General features: G+C 70.2%; 14 protein-coding genes and 1 pseudogene. 2 read left to right on the plus strand and 13 right to left on the minus strand.

Annotation, left to right across the window (positions count from 1 at the left end):
* Nucleotides 1-71: 71 nt before the first annotated feature.
* Together bluB and CYD53_RS08800 are read right to left on the minus strand one after the other, a co-directional pair.
* Complete coding sequence (gene bluB, locus CYD53_RS08795) at nt 72-686, minus strand: 5,6-dimethylbenzimidazole synthase (protein WP_103717693.1); 615 nt, start codon at nt 684-686, stop codon at nt 72-74.
* Nucleotides 683-2017: a cobyrinate a,c-diamide synthase gene (locus CYD53_RS08800; RefSeq protein WP_103717694.1), complete on the minus strand. Its 1335-nt coding sequence runs from the start codon at nt 2015-2017 to the stop codon at nt 683-685. The genes bluB and CYD53_RS08800 overlap by 4 nt, the downstream gene beginning before the upstream one ends.
* 71 nt (nt 2018-2088) lie before the next feature.
* Here CYD53_RS08800 and CYD53_RS08805 point away from each other — a divergent pair, with 71 nt between their 5' ends.
* On the plus strand, nt 2089-3189 hold the full coding sequence (locus CYD53_RS08805) for a cobalt-precorrin-5B (C(1))-methyltransferase (RefSeq protein ID WP_103717947.1): 1101 nt from the start codon (nt 2089-2091) through the stop codon (nt 3187-3189).
* An 11-nt stretch (nt 3190-3200) separates the two neighbouring features.
* Here the strand turns inward: CYD53_RS08805 and cobM are convergent, their stop codons facing one another.
* Genes cobM through cbiE form a run of 3 tightly spaced genes read right to left on the minus strand, consistent with a single transcriptional unit; the run spans nt 3201 to nt 5601 of the window.
* A complete protein-coding gene (gene cobM, locus CYD53_RS08810; protein ID WP_103717695.1) occupies nt 3201-3965 on the minus strand; it encodes a precorrin-4 C(11)-methyltransferase in 765 nt (254 codons plus the stop codon).
* On the minus strand, nt 3962-4354 hold the full coding sequence (locus CYD53_RS08815) for a cobalamin biosynthesis protein (protein WP_181011768.1): 393 nt from the start codon (nt 4352-4354) through the stop codon (nt 3962-3964). Before CYD53_RS08815 ends, cobM begins: the two co-directional genes overlap by 4 nt.
* Nucleotides 4351-5601: a precorrin-6y C5,15-methyltransferase (decarboxylating) subunit CbiE gene (gene cbiE / locus CYD53_RS08820; protein ID WP_103717697.1), complete on the minus strand. Its 1251-nt coding sequence runs from the start codon at nt 5599-5601 to the stop codon at nt 4351-4353. Before cbiE ends, CYD53_RS08815 begins: the two co-directional genes overlap by 4 nt.
* On the opposite strand from cbiE, the gene CYD53_RS08825 reads away from it, so the two are divergent.
* Nucleotides 5600-6364 (plus strand): cobalt-precorrin-6A reductase, encoded by a 765-nt coding sequence (locus CYD53_RS08825; RefSeq protein WP_103717698.1) that lies wholly within the window; start codon nt 5600-5602, stop codon nt 6362-6364. The genes cbiE and CYD53_RS08825 overlap by 2 nt on opposite strands.
* Here CYD53_RS08825 and cobJ read toward each other — a convergent pair.
* From cobJ to CYD53_RS08860, 8 genes and pseudogenes are all read right to left on the minus strand, one after another.
* Complete coding sequence (gene cobJ / locus CYD53_RS08830; RefSeq protein ID WP_103717699.1) at nt 6307-7098, minus strand: precorrin-3B C(17)-methyltransferase; 792 nt, start codon at nt 7096-7098, stop codon at nt 6307-6309. The two genes, CYD53_RS08825 and cobJ, sit on opposite strands and share 58 nt — an antisense overlap.
* The gene (locus tag CYD53_RS08835; RefSeq protein WP_245928170.1) at nt 7095-7772 is read right to left on the minus strand and encodes a precorrin-2 C(20)-methyltransferase; all 678 of its coding nucleotides are present in this window, start codon (nt 7770-7772) and stop codon (nt 7095-7097) included. The genes cobJ and CYD53_RS08835 overlap by 4 nt, the downstream gene beginning before the upstream one ends.
* 85 nt (nt 7773-7857) lie before the next feature.
* The gene (locus CYD53_RS30665; protein ID WP_245928171.1) at nt 7858-8490 is read right to left on the minus strand and encodes a precorrin-8X methylmutase; all 633 of its coding nucleotides are present in this window, start codon (nt 8488-8490) and stop codon (nt 7858-7860) included.
* Between the two features lie 153 nt (nt 8491-8643).
* Nucleotides 8644-9783: pseudogene (cobG, locus tag CYD53_RS30670) on the minus strand (precorrin-3B synthase); the annotation flags it as partial.
* The gene (locus CYD53_RS08845; RefSeq protein WP_245928150.1) at nt 9780-13286 is read right to left on the minus strand and encodes a cobaltochelatase subunit CobN; all 3507 of its coding nucleotides are present in this window, start codon (nt 13284-13286) and stop codon (nt 9780-9782) included. The gene CYD53_RS08845 and the pseudogene cobG, both read right to left, overlap by 4 nt.
* Nucleotides 13287-13293: 7 nt before the next feature.
* Nucleotides 13294-14331 carry a cobalamin biosynthesis protein CobW gene (cobW, locus tag CYD53_RS08850; protein ID WP_103717702.1) on the minus strand — a complete coding sequence of 346 codons (1038 nt, stop codon included), beginning with the start codon at nt 14329-14331 and terminating at the stop codon, nt 13294-13296.
* On the minus strand, nt 14328-14738 hold the full coding sequence (locus CYD53_RS08855; protein WP_103717703.1) for a DUF1636 family protein: 411 nt from the start codon (nt 14736-14738) through the stop codon (nt 14328-14330). Before CYD53_RS08855 ends, cobW begins: the two co-directional genes overlap by 4 nt.
* 56 nt (nt 14739-14794) lie before the next feature.
* On the minus strand, nt 14795-15553 hold the full coding sequence (locus CYD53_RS08860; protein WP_103717704.1) for a CbtA family protein: 759 nt from the start codon (nt 15551-15553) through the stop codon (nt 14795-14797).
* Between the last annotated feature and the right edge of the window lie 7 nt (nt 15554-15560).

Here is a 15560-nt window from a genome sequence, read left to right on the forward strand (position 1 = left end):
TTCTCCTCTCGCGGTCCCGCATCTGCGCAGCAGTACGTCGTGCCGCAGCGCGCGCGGGATGACCGCGCGCTCTACCGCCCGCTCTCCCAGCCCACCCGCACGAGCTCGGGCACGTCGCTCTCCTCCTCCGGCCAGCCGATGCAGAGCCAGGCGATCAGCTTCCACTCCGGCGGCGCATTGAGCGCCTCGCGCACGGCGTCGGGCTCCAGGATCGAGACCCAGCCGACGCCCACGCCCGCGACCCGCGCCGCGAGCCAGAACTGCGTGATTGCGGCGACGACGGAATAATCCAGCATCTCGGGCATGGTCCGGCGCCCAAGCCCATGGCCTTGCTGGGTGCCATGGTCGCAGAACACCGCGATCTGCTCGGGCGCCTCGCGCATGCCTTCGAGCTTGAGGCTGGCATAGAGCCGCGCCCGCTCGCCCTCATAGTCACCGAGCGCATCGGCATTGCAGCGCTGGAAACTGTTCCGCGCCGTCTCGCGCTGCGCCTCGTCGCGCACCCGGACCCAGCGCCAGGGTTGGGAATGGCCGACCGAGGGCGAAAGCTCGGCCTGCGCCAGGAGCCTGTCGATCAGCTCGTCGGGCAGCGGCTCGCGCCGGAACCGCCGGACATCGCGCCGCCATGCCAGGAGCGCGGCGAATTGCTGCGCGAAACCTGCGTCGAAGACCGGCGGCGCGCTCACGGCGCCAACGCGATCGCGTGGAAGAACGAGCCGGTGACATGGCCGCGTCGGCTGCCGGCGGGGGCGGGCGCCGAGCCATGCGGATCGGTGACCATGGCGAAGGGCGCATCGTCTCCGGCCGCGACGATCGTGGCGTAGTGGAACTCGTGGCCCGTGAGCGCCTGGCCGGCGTGCCCCAGCGGCCCGTCTGCCTGGAGGACGGCGCGGCGGTAGCCCAGATTCATCTTGCGCCTGGCGAAGCTGGTCTCGACGCCGAGCAGTCCGGCCATGGCGTGAGTGACACCCTCGGCATCGACCAATGAGCGCCCCAGCACCATATAGCCGCCGCACTCGCCATGGACCGGTCGCGTCTGCGCGAAGCTGCGCAAGCCGTCGAGGAAGCGCGCTGCGCCCGCGATCCGCTCCGCATGCAGCTCGGGATAGCCGCCTGGCAGCCAGCAGGCGTCGCAATCCTCGGGCGGCGGCTCGTTGGCGAGTGGTGAGAACGGCAGGAGCTCGGCCCCCGCCGCGCGCCAGCCGGCTTCGACATGCGGGTAGACGAAGCTGAAGGCGGCGTCGCGTGCAAGGGCGATGCGCCGGCCCGGCGCTGGCAGGGCAGGCGCGGGCGGGGCAAGGGCGGGCGCGAGCGGCGCGGCGATCGTCGTCGTCCCGGCAGCAGCGAGCACCGCGTCGAGATCGACTGCAGCCGAGATCGCGTCCGCCAGCGCATCGAGCCGGGCGAACAGGTCTTCGGTTTCGCCGGCCTGTACCAATCCGAGATGCCGCTCGGGCAGGATCAGGCTGGCTTCGCGCGGCAAGGCGCCGAGCACGGGCAGGCCGATGCGCGCCATGCCCTGGCCGACGAGCCGCCGGTGGCGCTCGCTCGCGACCTTGTTGAGGATGACGCCGGCGATGGTGATGCGCGGATCGTAATGCATGCAGCCGAGCGCGATCGCGGCGGCCGATTGCGCCTGGCCGGAGACGTCGATGACGAGCACCACCGGCCAGCCCATCGCTGCTGCGATGTCGGCGCTGGCGCCAGTGTGTCCCGCCTCGCCCGGCACGCCGTCGAACAGGCCCATCGAGCCTTCCGCGACGACGATGTCGGCGCGACCTGCCGCATCCCTTGCGATCTGGCGCAGCAAGGCGTCGGGCATGGCGTAGGAATCGAGATTGGCGCTGGGCGCTCCGGTCGCAGCGGCATGGAAGGCCGGATCGATATAGTCCGGTCCGCATTTCAGCCCGCGCACGATCAGCCCGCGCCGCACCAGAGCGCGCTGCAGCCCGAGCGTGATCGTGGTCTTGCCCGAGCCGGAGCGCGGCGCGGCGATGATCAGGCCGCGCGCGGTCATGGGCAGGCTCCTTGCAAAGCTGATGTCTCCCGCCGCTGACGCACGCCTACGCCTGCGCTATGCAGGCGTTCATGGACGAGATGCCAAAAGGCCCTTTGCGGCGCGGCTGGACGACGGGAGCCTGCGCGGCTGCTGCCGCCAAATCCGCCTATATCGGCTGGGTCACGCATGACTTCCCCGATCCCGTCGAGATCACCCTGCCCGGCGGCCAGCGCCCGGCCTTCGCTTTGGCGCGGCATGGATTGCTCGTCGAGGGGGCGCAAGCCGGCATCGTCAAGGATGCGGGCGACGACCCCGACGTGACTCATGGCGCGACCGTGATCGCGCGGGTTGGCCCGGCCGCCGCCGGCGCCGGCATCGTCTTCCATGCCGGAGAAGGCGTCGGCACCGTCACCTTGCCCGGCCTGCCCCTGGCCGTGGGCGAGCCCGCGATCAACCCGATGCCGCGCGAGATGATCCGGCAGGCACTGGCCGACGCCCAGGCTTCGACCGGCGGCCCGCGCGACGTCACGGTCACGCTCTCCATCCCCGGCGGCGAGGCGATCGCGCAGAAAACCATGAACCCGCGCCTGGGTATCGTCGGCGGTCTCTCGATCCTGGGCACGACCGGCATCGTGATTCCGTTTTCCTGCGCCGCCTGGATCCATTCGATCCATCGCGGCATCGATGTCGCCCGCGCAGCGGGGCTGACCCATGTTGCGGGCGCGACTGGCGCGACCTCCGAGGCCGCGATCCAGCGCCTGCATGGGCTGGGCGAGCAGGCCCTGATCGACATGGGCGATTTCGCCGGGGGCATGCTGAAATATTTGCGCAAGCATCCCGTCCAGCGCGTCACGGTGGCGGGCGGTTTCGCCAAGATGGTCAAGCTCGGGCAAGGCATGCTCGATCTGCATTCCCGCGCCGGTCCGGTCGATTTCGCCTGGCTCTCCGAGCGGGTGCGAGAGGCTGGCGGCGAGGAGGCGCTGGCCGCCTGGGTGCCGCAGGCCAATACGGCGCTGGAGGTGCTGCAACGTGCGCAGCGCGTGGGCCTGAAGCTCGCCGATGTCGTCGCGGCCCATGCCTGGACGAACGCCGCCCAATCGCTCGGCGTGGCCGACGCCGAACTGGAGATCGCGGTGTTCGATCGCGAGGGCGGGCTGGCGGCCCGCACGCCGTTCCGCAAGGTGGGGTGAAGGCGCGGTTTTCATATACCGCCCCCCGGCCGGAACCGTCGATCGTAACCCGTCGCGTAAAGCGCACTCTCGCCGAAATCCTCCGCGCCCAAAGCCGGTCCGACCAGGATCAGCGCGGTGCGCTCCAGCCCCGCGGATCGGACCTGCTCGGCAATCGCAGCCAGCGTCCCGCGCAGCACGCGTTCATCGGGCCAGGACGCCCGGAACACGATCGCGACAGGACATTTGGCGCCGTAGAAGGGCGTGAGTTCCGCTACCACCTGATCGATGACATGGATCGAAAGATGGATCGCCAGCGTCGCGCCCGATGCCGCGAAAGTCGCGAGCTTTTCCCGTTCGGGCATCGCCGAGGCTCGGCCCGAGGTGCGGGTGAGAACCAGCGATTGCGCGATGCCCGGCAGCGTCAGTTCGCGCTTCAGGCTCGCGGCGGCCGCCGCGAAGGCCGGCACGCCCGGCGTCACGCTATAGGGGATGGCGAGCGCGTCGAGCCGGCGCATCTGCTCTCCGCAGGCGCTCCAGATCGAGAGGTCGCCTGAATGCAGCCGGGCCACGTCCTGCCCGGCAAGATGGGCGCCTGCCATCTCCGCGATGATGGCGTCGAGGTCGAGCGGGGCGGTGTCGATGATGCGGGCACCCTTCGGGCACCAGTCGAGCATCGCCCTGGGGATCAGCGAGCCGGCATAGAGGCACACCGGGCAGGCTGCGATCAGGTCGCGGCCTCGCAATGTGATGAGATCGGGCGCGCCGGGGCCGGCGCCGATGAAATGCACGGTCATGAGGCGCTCCTCGCCAGGGCGCAGGTGACGCGGGCGGTCGCGATGCGCGATTGCACCAGGACGCTGCCGGGACCTGCTGCGGCCAGCGCGGCGGCCTCCGCCACCGAGCCGACGCCATAGAGCGAGGCGATCCGCGTGGAGCGCGTCGCGCAGGCCGCTTCGAAGCCTTTCAGCGCCTCGTCGGGAATGGCGACGAGTTCGGCATCGCGCTCCTTCACCAGTGCCAGCAGCCCCGGCTCGGCGCTGCGCGCCGCGAGCGTCGCGAAACGTGGGATGAGCTCCCCGGCGAGGCCCGCAGTCGCCAGCGCATGATCGAGACAGGCGCGGATATCGGCCTCGCTCGTACCGGGGCGCAGGCCTATGCCGGCGATGAGGCGGCCGCGATTCACGGCTTCACCACCCGCCATTGCGTCACCGGCATGGCCGGGCGCCAGCCATGCAGGGTTCCGATCGTGTCGAGATGGGCAAGCCCGATGCGCCGCAAGCTGCCGCCATGGGCTGCAAACAGCGCCGCCAATCGTGCTTCGCCTTCCAGCGTCACGACATTGGCGACGAGCCGCCCGCCGGATTTCAGCGCGGCATAGGCCTGCTCGAACACGCCGTCATCCCCGACGCCGCCGCCGATGAAGACGGCGTCCGGAGGCTTGCGCCCGGCGAAGGCGGCCGGTGCGGCGCCGAGGATCTCGACCGGCAGAGCGCCGAGTGCGACGCGGTTATGGGCGATCCGCTGGGCGCGCTCCGGCCTTTCCTCGAAGGCGACGGCGCGATTGCGGGGATGGCGCAGGCACCATTCCAGCGAGACCGAGCCCGAGCCCGCCCCGACATCCCAGAGCAGTTGGCCGGCGCGAGGGCTGAGCGCGGCGAGCGTGATGGCGCGGATATCGGCCTTGGTGATCTGCCCGTCATGGGCGAACCAGTCTTCGTCCAGCCCCGGTGCCAGCGGCAGGATGCGGGCATCGGGCGCAGTCGCCACCGTCACGGCGATCATGTTGAGCGGCACGATGCCGTCGAGTGCGAAAGCGTCGGCGCGGGTCGCGCGGATGCGCTCCTGCGGCCCGCCGAGCGATTCCAGCACCACGAGCCGGCTCGCGCCCAGTCCCCGCTCGGTCAGCAGGCTGGCGACGGCTCCCGGCGTCGAGGCGTCCCATGACAGCGCCAGAATGCGCGCATTCGGCTGCAGATGCGGGATGATGCGCTGCAGGGCCCGCCCATGCAGCGAAACCAAGGCGCACTCCTCCTGCGGCCAGCGCATGCGCGTGCAGGCCATGGCGAAGGACGAGATTTGCGGGATCACCAGCATCTCATGGGCCGGCACCGCGCGGGCGAGGCCGGCGCCGATGCCGTAATGGAACGGGTCGCTGGTCGCCAGTACGCAGACCTTGCGGCCACGCTCGGCCAGGATCGCCGGCAGCGCATTGCGGAAGGGCTGCGGCCAAGCCCGCGCCTCGCCGGGAACCGAGCCGATCAGGGCAAGATGGCGCTCGCCGCCGAAGACGATCTCGGCGTTCTCGATCGCGGCAATTGCGTCCGACGACAGGCCGGCGCGGCCGTCTTCACCCAGGCCGACGAGCGTCAGCCAGGGCGGCGGCGTCTCCACGCTCGACAGCCCGGCCGTTTCAGGCAAAAATGCCGACATGACCGTCCTCATCCTCGGTGGCACGAGCGAAGCGGCAGCACTTGATCAGCATCTGGCTGAGCAGGCTCCCGAAATTCGCGCCATCATCTCCCTGGCCGGACATACTGCCGATCCCAGGCCGTTGAATCTCCCCGTCCGCGTCGGCGGGTTCGGCGGCATTGACGGCTTGCGCCGCTATCTCGTCGATGAGCGGATCATCGCGGTCGTCGATGCGACGCATCCCTTTGCCGCGATCATGCCATTCCATGCGCAGGCCGCCTGCAAGGCCGAAGGCGTGCCGCTGATCGCGATCCGCCGCAAGCCCTGGGTACCGCGCCCCGGCGATCGCTGGCGCTCCGTGCTCGACATGCAGGGCGCGGTCGAGGCCTTGGGGAACGAGCCGAAGCGCGTCTTCCTGACCGTCGGCCGCCTCGAACTTCCGGTCTTCGCCGACGCGCCGCGCCATCGCTATCTGGTCCGGGTCATCGAGCCGATCGGCGACCGCCTGCCGCTGCACGACGTCACCGTGATCCAGCAGCGCGGGCCCTTCCATGCCGATGACGAAGAGGATCTGATGCGCCGCGAGGGTGTCGAGATCCTCGTCACCAAGAATTCGGGCGGTGACGCCACGGCCGGCAAGCTTATCGCCGCGCGCCGGCTCGCATTGCCGGTGATCATGGTCGAACGGCCCCCGAAGCCGGATGTCGAGGTTGTCGAGCATATCGATCAGATCCTGCCCTGGCTGGTGGCGCAGGGGCTCTTCGTCACCGAACGCGGCGTATAGACGATCGCGGCCTGGCCTGGCCGCGCGATCAGCCGCGTCGAGGACGCGCCGATCATCACCAGGGTGGCCATGTCGGCGAAAGCGGCAGCCGCGACAGCCTGCGATAGCGGCAGCACGCGCAGATTCTCATCCGGCCGCCCGACGGCGCGGGCGAAGATCACCGGCGTCGCCGCCGGGCGGTGCCGTGCCGCGAGCTCGAGCGCGGCGCCGAGCTGCCAGGGCCGCGCCCTCGAGATCGGGTTGTAGAGCGCGATCACGAAATCGGCCGCCAGCACGGCTTCGAGCCGCATCGTGACGACCTCCCAGGGCTTGAGATTGTCCGAGAGCGAGATCGCGCAGAAATCGCCGCCGAGCGGCGCGCCGGCCTTGGCCGCAGCCGCCAGCATCGCCGTGATGCCGGGCTCGACCGTGATCGTCAGCGCCCGCCAGGTCGGATCGCCCGCCTCCAGCGCCTCGAACACGGCCGCCGCCATCGCGAAGACGCCGGGATCGCCGCCGGAGACGACAGCGACGGTCCGTCCTTCAGCCGCCAGTCGCAAGGCATGCTCGGCGCGCGCGATCTCGACGCGATTGTCGGAGCCGTGCTTGGTCCGGCCGGCTCGCTCCGGGATGCGGTCGAGATAGGGGCCGTAGCCGACGAGGTCGCTGGCGGCATCGAGCGCGGCCTGTGCGGCCGGCGTCAGCCAATGCGCCTCGCCGGGGCCCAAGCCTACGATGGTTAGCGAGCCGCTCACAGCCGTCGCCCTTCGCCCGGCACCAGCACCATCGAGAAATAGGGCGCCTCGTCATCGGGCTTGTCGCCGAGCTTCAGCACGACCTGTTCGGCCATGGTGGCGCGCTCGACATAGATCGCGCGGTGGATCAGCCCCGCTGTCCTCAGCGCACGGCGCACCTTCGGCAGGTTGCGGCCGAGCTTCATGATCACGGCGGCGTCGGTGTCGACCAGCCGGCGCGTCAGCTCCGCTTCCGGGAGCGTGCCCGGCAGCACGGTCATGATGTCGTCGCCCCAGGTGATCGGCGCTCCCGCCCGGGCCCAGGCTCCGGCCATGCCGGTGACGCCGGGCACGACCTCGGTCGGGAAGCGATGGGCGAGGCGCCGCCACAGATGCATGAAGGAGCCGTAGAAGAACGGGTCGCCGTCGCACAGCACGGCGACGCTCCGCCCTGCCTCCATCTCCGCCGCGAGCTGGGCGGCGGCTTCCTCGTAGAAGGTCGCGATCGGCTCGTCATAACCGGCCTCGCCGACATGGGCTTCGATCGTCACGGGGAAGGCGAGCTCGATCTCGCGTGCCGCATCGGGCGCAACGATGGCGTCGGCCGTGACGCGGGCATTGCCGCGCCGGCCGCGCTTGCAGAAATGCACCAGCCGGTCGGCCTTGAGGATGATATCGCGGGCGCGCAGGGTCATGTAGTCCGGATCGCCGGGGCCGAGGCCGACGCCGAACAGCAGAGTCTTTCCAGCAGCAGGATTGGCCGGTTCTGAGGTCACCGGCTTATTCCTTTTCTTGCGCCAGCGCGTTGACGGCGGCTGCCGCCATCGCCGAGCCGCCGCGCCGTCCATGTACGACGAGGAAGGGCACGCGGCCATCCCCAGCCAAGGCCTGCTTCGATTCCGCCGCGCCGACGAAGCCGACCGGAATGCCGATCACGGCGGCGGGCCTGGGCGCGCCGGCATCGAGCATCTCCAGCAGCCGGAACAGCGAGGTCGGCGCATTGCCGATCACCACCAGCGCCCCGGCAAGCTGTGGCCGCCACAATTCCATCGCGGCGGCCGAACGCGTCGTGCCCAACTCGACGGCAAGGCCGGGCGTGCGCGCATCGTCGAGCGTGCAGACCACCTCGTTGCGCGCCGGCAGGCGGGCCCGCGTCACGCCATTGGCGACCATCTTGGCGTCGCAGAGAATCGGCGCGCCGGCCCGCAGCGCCGCCTCGGCTGCATTCGTGAAGTCCTCGGACATCTCGACGTCGTCGGGCAGGTCGGTCATGCCGCAGGCGTGGATCATCCGCACCACGACGCGCGCGGCGGAGCCGGAAAAGCGCGAGAGATCGGCCTCGGCCCGGATGATCGCGAAGGAGCGCTTATAGATTGCGGCCCCATCCTGGATATAGTCGTAACGCGTGCTCAAACTCTCATATCCTGAAGCCGCCGCACTCAGGCGGGCGAAAAGATCCTGTCCCGGCTGCAGACGCCGCAGGATGCCGCAAAGGTCAAGCGTCGCGACGGGCTGATCGCGCGTCGTGCCGTTAAGAACCACGTCGTAGTGCCCGCCCCGGCCGACCAAAGTGAGGTCGGAGGCACCCGGATGGGCGCAGGATTTGGCGCAGCCCGAGACATGCAGGCTCACGCCCCGGGCCAAGAGCGGCGCGGCCGCCTCGGCGAGCCGCGCACCATCGCTCATGGCCTCGGTTTCGGCCCGCAGGCAGGCCGGCTTGCCGGCGCAGGCCTGGACCGAGAGGCGCGGATCCTCGTCCCGCGTGATCAGCCCCAAGCCGTCGGCCTCGCCGAGCCAGGCCTGGGCAGAGGCTTCGCTCAGGCCGAGGCAGGCGAGGCCTCGCCAGGGCGAGAGGCGCAAGGCGCGCGTGCCTTGCGCCCTGGCGGCGTGCCCAAGGGCTTCCAGCGTGGCGGCGTCGCAGCGGCCGAAGGGCAGGGCGGCGATGGCGGCGAAGCTACCGCTGCCGAGCGCGAACCGGCCGGCACGGTGGGGGGCCGGGCGAGGCGGTGGAGCAACGGTTTCGGGCAGGCCGCAGAGGGCGGCGAGCGCCTCGGGCGGCAGATCGCGCAGGCGGCGGACCGCCTCCGGCGCCTGCGCGTGATGCCCGGCGAAGCGACGCAGCATCGTCTCGACGGCCTTGACTACATCGGCAACTGCGATCGGGCCGCGCCATGAGGCGTCAGGTAGGCCGATGATGATGCGGTCGGTTGCGATCGCCAGGAGGCGCAGATCGCAGGCGAGGGAGTCGAGCGCGAGCGCTCCTCCGCCATCGACGATGATCGAAAATTTGGCGGGCAGGCCGGGAACGAGCCGCCCGCGCGCTTCGATCGCCTCGGCCAGCGCGGCCGCATCGATCATCTCGCCGTCTCCCGCCAATGGCGAGATCAGCGTCAGGCGCTGCGGACCGTCGCCGCCATGCTCGTCGACGAGGTGCTCGCCCAGCAGCGCGGCTACCAGCGCCGGGTGGCTCTGAGCCGTCACTCCGCGCAACTGCATGTTGCCGCGCGCGGAAATCTCGATCAGCCCGTTGCCATGTTCGCGCGCCAGGGCGGCGATGCGAATGAGCTGCGCGGGCGTCAGCACGGCTCCGGGCGGATGCAGCCGCACCAGCCAGCCATCGCCGGTCTCCATCGGCTTCAGCGTGCTCGGGCACCAGCCGCGCCGCAGCGTCGCCGGGGGCACAGATGCATGCGGGAGCGCGCTCATTCCGCAGCCCGTGCGAGAAAGGCCGCGACCGAATTGCGCCGGCTCGTCCACAGGCCGCGCCGCTCGGCATCGCTCAGCCGGGCGCGGATGGCGTTGGCGGCCGGCGCGTTTGCCGTCTCCAGCGCGCTCCAGATCGCCGGATCCGCGCAATAGGCCTGGAAGACGGCATCGAACAGCCCATCCGCGACGGCATCCGTGCTCGCCGCGAAAACGAAAAGCGTGTCGACGGCCTCGGCCAGTTCCGCCGCCCCGCGCCAGCCATGGGCGAGCTGCGCCGCGATCCAGCGCGGATGCGTCAAGCGGCCATGGACGATGCGGGCGATGTCTTCAGCCAGGGTGCGGGCCTTCGGCGCCTCGGGGTTTGAGGAGTCGAGACTGTAGAGCGCGGGATCGCCGCCGAGTGATTTGGCCGCCGCCGCAAGCCCGCCGATGACGTCGGCCGCGCTCGAGGCTTCCAGGATGTCGCGCCCGGCCGTGTCGCTGACATGGATGAAGGCCTGCGCCTCCCTGATCCGTTCCGCGAAACCCGCATCCGCTGTCGCCGCGCCCTCCGCCCCGCCATAGGCATGGCTGGAAGCGGCGAGATAGGCCTCGGCCAGTTCGTCGCGCGTCGTCCAGTCGCCGTCGAGGGCGCGGTCGGCCATCGCCGCGCCATAGCGGCCGGGCGCGGCTCCGAAAATACGCGCGCCTGCTTCACCTCGGCGACGCGCGGCGGCGGGCTCGTTCCAGTCGTCGGGTTCGTCGAGGGATGCGACCGCCCGCGCAGCCGCGTCGAGCAGGGCGATCTGGCCCGGAAACGTGTCGCGGAAGGCGCCGGAGATGCGGATCGTCACGTCGAGGCGCGGATGCGTCAGCTTCGCCTGCGGGATGATCGAAAACCCCGTCACCCGCGTCGAGGCATGGTCCCAGAGCGGCTCGACGCCCATCAGGGCGAGCGCATGCGCGATATCCTCGCCGCCGGAGCGCAGGGTCGGCGAGGCCCAGAGATCCATCACGATCCGGCGTGGATGGTCGCCATGCTCCTGCAGATGGCGCGCGATCACGGCCTGTGCGGCGAGACCGCCCAGCCTTGCCGCAGCGCGTGTCGGGATCGCGCGCGGGTCCAGCGTCGAGAGGTTGCGCCCGGTCGGCAGCACATCGGGCCGGCCGCGATGCGGCGAGCCGGCGGGACCGGGCGGCACGAAGCGGCCATCGAGCGCGCGCAGCAGATTTGTCCGCTCGGCCTCGGAGGAGGCGGGGTCGTGTGCCGCTTGCCCGAAAATGTGCAGCCCGTCGCGGAAGGGCAATTCGGCAATGTCGCAGAGCTGCGCGTCGAGCCGGGTCAGCGCTTCGCTCATCTCCATGGCGGGCGTGACGCCACAGCTCTCGCTGAGCCCGCTGGCTTCAGCCCGCTCGCGAATCTCACGGGCGACGATCTCGGCCCGGCGCGGATCCATCACCTGCGCCTGCGAGAACTCCTCGACGAGATCGCGCAGCAGCGCCACCTCGCCGCCGGCCCCGGTCTCGGCGAGTTCAGGCGGCAGATGGCCGAGCGTGATCGCCGACAACCGGCGCTTGGCGGGCGCGGCTTCGCCGGGATCATCGACCACATAGGGATAGATCACTGGCAGGCCCTGGGTGATCAGGCGCGGCCAGCAGGAGGGCGAGAGCGCGACCGCCTTGCCCGGCAGCCATTCCATGGTGCCATGCGTGCCGAGATGGATCAGCGCGTCGATGCGCAGGGTCGCGCGCAAGCCAAGATAGAAGGCGAGATAGGCATGGCCCGGCGGGGCGTCCGGATCGTGATAGCGTGCCTTGCGGTCGGGCGTGGCATCGCGTGGCGGCTGCAGCGCGATGGTGAGATGGCCGGCCTGGACGGTGCGGAAGCGGAAGCTGCCGCCGTCCGGCTCAGGCTCGCCATGGGCGGCGATGAGTGCGTCGCGGGCAGCCGCGGGAATGCCGTCGAGCCAGGCACGATAGGCGCCGAGCGGGACGGTGAAACCGGCTGGGCCGGTGGTCAGCGCCGTCATGAGCGCAGGCCCATCCTCGCACTGACGGGCGGCGACAGCGTACCCCGCTTCCGCCAGCAGCTCCGAGATCGCAGCCACGCTCGCAGGCGTATCGAGCCCGACTGCGAAACCGGTCCGGCCGCCACGTGCGGGATAGTCCGACATCACCAGCGCGAGCTTGCGCTCGGCCACTGACTTGGCCGCGAGCGCGATCCAGCCGGCGGCGAGATCGGCCAGTGCTGCGATGCCTTCGGGATCGGGCAGGAGGCGGCGGATGACGAGGCCGGTCGCGGCATCCGTGACCTCGGCCTTGAACGCGACGGGGATGGTTCCGAGCCTGCCGTCGAATTCGGGCAGCGCCACCTGCATGGCGAGATCGACGGCCGACAAACCGCGCGGCGAAGCCTTCCAGCCCTCGCGCGCGCTGCCGACGGGTACGGCCTGCAGCACCGGGCAATCTGCGGAGTCGAGCACGAAATCGCCGCCCTCGCGAGCCGAGAAGGCGGTGGTGGTGACGATCAGCGCGGGCTTGCGCAGGGCGATCAGCGCCGCGAGTTCCGCCGCAACAGTGGGGTCCTTCAGGCTGGTGAGCGCCAGGATCAGCGGGGCGTGGCCGCGTGCGGCGAGGGCGGTGGAGATCGCCTCGGCCATCGCCGTGTCGCCGGCGCTGACGCCCGAGCGGTAGACCAGGACTTGGACGAGCGGAGCGTCAGCGGGGAGGGCGGCGAGCGCCTCGCGCCACGGGATGGGAGTTGCGCCCGCGCCGAGCGCGAAGAGCGAGGGGAGCGGAAGAGGAGGAAGGGAAGGCACTTCGGAAAGGTCGTGCGCGCCATCATCCGTCAGCGCTTCGCGCTGCCACCTTCTCCCCATCAAAGTCGGTTGTTGCCGACTTTGACACTCAGGGTTGCCCATCTCGGGCAAGCCCGAGATGGGCGGGGAGAAGGAAAGAGCCGGCGCCGCCTCGCCCTTCTCCGCTGGCGGGAGAAGGTGGCCCGAAGGGCCGGATGAGGGGGCGCCGTGACCTTCGAGATAATCCCCGATCCGCCCGAGCAACCGCCGCATGTTCTCGGCACCGCCACCGGCATGGAAATAGCCGAGCAAGTCGGCCGCGAACTCCGCCGGCACGGTGCCGTGCTCCGCCAAGCGCGCATCCGGCCGGTCGTCGCCCGGCAGCACGGCAAGCCCGATGCCTTCGCGCCGGCAGGTCTCGGTCAGCTGCTCGACGCCGTAACGCCAATAGTCCAGCCCGCCGAGACAGCGCACCAGCACGAAACGGCTCCTTGCCGCCGTCTTCTCGACCAGCAGGTCGACGGAAAGCGGGTGCTTGAGCCGCCTGAGCGAAGCGAGTCGGACATCGAGCCCGCTTGCTCCGGCAGTCATGCCGGCGGCGACCGCGATCGCCGAGAGATCGCTGTCGGCATAGGACAGGACCAGCACATCTCCCGGCGGCAAGGCGAGGTCGACGGCGTCTTCGCCGTCGTCGAGCCTGATCTCGCTGGTCGGGAGAAGGTGCATGGCGTGTTCAGCCCGCGAGCGCGGCCTCCACGGCGGTGCGGTCGAAGCCCTTGAGGCCGATCACGACGAGCCGGCCGTCGCGCGCCTCGTCGGCGCCCCAGGCCCGGTCGAAATGATGGCTGACGCGGCGGCCGACACCCTGCACGACGAGGCGCATCGGCTTGCCCGGCACGGCGGTGAAGCCCTTCAGCCGCAGCACACCCTCGGCCTCGGCGGCCTTGGTCATGCGGATTGAGAGTGTTTCGGGCGAGAGACCGGCCGGCAGCGGCAGCGAGACCGAGTCGAAATCGTCATGGTCGTGGTCCTCGCCCTCGCCGTGATGCGAGGGGCGCGCCGCGAGATCGCTCTCGGCGGCGGCGTTCAGCCCCACGATCAACGCCGGCTCGACCCTGCCATGCGAGGTCTCGACGATCTTGATCGCCTTGGGCAGATGCTCCCTGATCTCGGCGATGACGCGGGCCCTGGCTTCTGCATCGACGAGATCGCTCTTGTTGAGCAGGATCAGGTCGGCACAGAGGATCTGGTCCTCGAAGACCTCCTCCAGCGGGTTGTCGTGCTCGACCGATGCATCCTGCGCGGCCTGAGCAGCCATTGCCTCGGGATCGTCGGCGAACTGACCCTCGGCCACCGCCGGCCCGTCGACCACCGCGATGACGCCATCGACCGTGACGCGCGAGCGGATCGCCGGCCAGTTGAAGGCCGTCACCAGGGGCTTGGGCAGAGCCAGGCCCGAGGTTTCGATCAGGATGTGCTCGGGCGGGTTCGGGCGGTTCAGCAGCTTTTCCAGCGCCGGCACGAAATCATCGGCGACCGTGCAGCAGATGCAGCCATTGGGCAGCTCCACCACATCCTCTTCCGTGCAGCCTTCGATGCCGCAGCCGGCAAGGAAGGAGCCGTCGAAGCCGAGATCGCCGAATTCGTTGACGAGCACGGCGAGGCGCTTGCCCCCGGCGTTCTCGAGCAGATGGCGCACCAGCGTGGTTTTTCCGGCGCCCAGGAAGCCGGTGATGATGGTGCAAGGCACTTTGGCCAGGGAGGCATTCATGATGTCGATCCTTGTTCGCGCAGGCCCGGTTCCCGCAGGCTCAGCGGCGGCACGCGCGCGACCACGCCCTTGCGGAAGGGGATGGGTCGCTCTTTCCAGGGAATGATGCCGTTGGCGCTGGCGGCATAGCTCTCCGCCGCGCCGACGATATCGTCGAGATGGGTCTCGGCGTCGAGATCGCCGACGAGATAGGTCCATTTGCCGTTCGCCGCGAAGGCGACGGTGCAAGGGCGCTTGCAGACGGCGAGGCATTCGACCGCCGCGACGGTGATCCCGGCCTTGCCGGCCAGCCGCTCGCCGAGCGCGGTGGCAAGGCCGAGTCCCGGCTGGTCGTAACCTTCGGCGAGGTCCTCGCGCACGCGCCGGCAGACGGTGCAGACATGGATGGTAAGATCGGCCTCGGGCATGCAAACGCCTCCGTGTTCGAGATGCGCGCTCTTCTCAGGAAGAAGCGCGCGAGGCGTCAGGCCTTGGCCGCGCGTCGCGTCGCCAAATCCTTGCGTGTCATCCTTGGCCAGATCACGCCGACAGCCAGGCCGGTGGCGAGCCAGAGCGCGGCCTGGACCGAGAGCGACAGCGCGGTGAAATGCGCCGCGATCTCGGCTGGAACCTTGCTCTCCGGCGCGGCCGGATGCGGCGCGCCGATCAGATGCGGCACGAGCATGGCGAGCACTGCCAGGGCCCTAAGCCAGCCGGCTTCCATGCGCAGGAAGACGAAGAGCCCTCCCGCCGTGACCAGCGCCGTCGCGACCCACCAGATCTGACGAGGCAAGAGTTCGGCCGCAGCACTGCCGGGCAATTCCGGCGCGAGCCCCGCCGCTGGGACGAGGCCGAAGGCGAGGAAGCCGCAGACCGCCCAGGCGAGCGCGCGCCTGTCGTCGATCGTCTCATTCGCCGCGATCATGGCGCCGAGCAGCAGCGCGGCGAAGCCGATCGCGGTCGCGACCGTGACCAGCGTGGTGAAGGCGGTGCGCTGCAAGCCGTCCTGCGGCTTCCATTCGGCATGGTCATGGCCGGCGGCGTCGCCGGCGGGACCATGGGCGAGGATGACGCGGGCCTGCCCGTCGAAGGACGCGAAAGACGGCGCGGCGGCGCGCATCGCCGCCTCATACGTTTCCGCCTTGAGGATCAGCGGCGTGGTGGTAACGTGCTGGAGCGCGGCGATGACGAGCCCAGCCAGAAGCCCGGCCAGGAGACTGACCGTGAGAACGCGATTGACCATGTTCGAT

Origin of the sequence: Allobosea psychrotolerans (assembly GCF_002917105.1) — a bacterium.
Taxonomy (GTDB): domain Bacteria; phylum Pseudomonadota; class Alphaproteobacteria; order Rhizobiales; family Beijerinckiaceae; genus Allobosea; species Allobosea psychrotolerans.